This window comes from Flavobacterium sp., assembly GCF_003525665.1.
Classification (GTDB): domain Bacteria; phylum Bacteroidota; class Bacteroidia; order Flavobacteriales; family Flavobacteriaceae; genus Flavobacterium.
The window spans coordinates 1,819-3,554 of the sequence record NZ_DQDX01000128.1 but is presented as its reverse complement, the minus strand read 5'-3'; the positions used below and the strand labels follow the sequence as shown (position 1 = coordinate 3,554).

Here is a 1,736-nt window from a genome sequence, read left to right as displayed (position 1 = left end):
ATTTTAAACGTACTCTTTTCAGTTAAATTCTAAAATCTTAATTAAACATTAAAATTTATTTTACAATAATTTTAGCATATTGAACGTTCAATAAACCTTAAATTGCACCAAATAAAAATGCTATCATGGATAAAATCAAAATACTTTGGGTTGACGACGAAATCGATTTGTTAAAGCCACACATCATGTTTTTAGAAAAGAAAAACTACGAAGTTACTACTTGTAATAACGGTCGTGATGCTATAGATATTTTTGCAGAAAACAACTTTGATATTGTATTTCTAGACGAAAATATGCCTGGAATGAGCGGTTTAGAAACCCTACAAGAAATTAAAGAAAAGAAGTCTTCTACTCCAGTAATTATGATTACAAAAAGTGAAGAAGAATATATTATGGAAGAAGCAATTGGCTCTAAAATAGCTGATTACCTTATTAAACCAGTAAATCCAAATCAGATTTTATTGAGTTTGAAAAAGAATTTAGACCATTCTCGTTTAATTTCAGAAAAAACAACGCTAGACTATCAAAAGGAATTCCGAAAAATCGCTCTCGAATTATCAATGGTAAATTCATACGAAGATTGGTTTGAATTATATAAAAAACTTCTTTTCTGGGAATTAGAACTTGAAAATATCGAGGATACTAATTTAATTGATATTTTAGAATCGCAAAAAGTCGAAGCCAATTCGCAATTCGGAAAATTCATCGAACGAAATTATGAAGATTGGTTCGAACCAAAAGCCGATAAACCTATTCAATCTCATACTCTTTTCCGTGAATTAGTTGTGCCAGAATTGACTAAAAAAGACAAGCCTGTTCTATTTGTTGTAATCGATAATTTGCGTTACGATCAATGGAAAGCTATGGAAAGCACCATCAATAATTACTACAAATTAGAGAAAGAAGTTCCATATTATGCAATTCTTCCAACGGCTACTCAATATGCTAGAAACGCTATCTTTTCTGGGTTAACACCTTTAGAAATGGAAAAACAATTTCCACAATATTGGAAAAATGACGTTGACGATGGTGGAAAAAATTTATATGAAGGCGAATTTTTAACAGCACATTTAAAACGTCTTGGATTAAATATCAAACAAGATTATTTTAAAATCACCAATTTGGCTGCAGGAAAAAAACTGGCCGATAATTTTAAATCGCTTAAAGAAAATAACTTAGTTACAGTAGTTTACAATTTCGTTGACATGCTTTCTCACGCCAAAACCGAAATGGATGTGGTAAAAGAATTAGCTTCAGACGATAAAGCTTATCGTTCTCTAACATTGAGTTGGTTCAAAAATTCACCTCTCCTAGAAATCATCCAACAAGCACAAAAACTCGGATTCAAATTAATTATCACTACCGACCACGGAACGATAAATGTGAAAAATCCGTCTAAAGTTATTGGTGATAAAAACACCAGTTTAAACCTTCGTTACAAAACCGGAAGAAGTTTGACCTACGAAGATAAAGACGTTTATGCAGTAAAAGAGCCAAAGAAAATCGGACTTCCAACCATAAATATGAGTAGTTCTTATATCTTTGCAAAAAATGACAATTTCCTCGCTTACGTAAACAATTACAACCATTACGTAAGTTATTACAGAAATACCTACCAACACGGAGGAATTTCTTTAGAAGAAGTTATTGTACCATTTTTAGTATTTAATCCAAGGTAAAAATAGTTTGCAGATTTCAGTTTTCAGATAACAAATATCTGAAATCTGAAATCTGAA

At 31.1% G+C, this 1,736-nt stretch carries 1 protein-coding gene; it reads left to right on the top strand.

What is annotated here, in order from left to right; genetic code table 11:
• The first annotated feature begins 125 nt into the window (after positions 1–125).
• Positions 126–1,679 carry a bifunctional response regulator/alkaline phosphatase family protein gene (locus DIU01_RS09125; protein ID WP_290833706.1) on the top strand — a complete coding sequence of 518 codons (1,554 nt, stop codon included), beginning with the start codon at positions 126–128 and terminating at the stop codon, positions 1,677–1,679.
• Positions 1,680–1,736 lie beyond the last annotated feature (57 nt).

What these genes read in the sequence shown, in the direction of transcription:
- DIU01_RS09125 (WP_290833706.1), top strand. Translation starts at nt 126, where the DNA reads ATGGATAAAATCAAAATACTTTGGGTTGACGACGAAATCGATTTGTTA.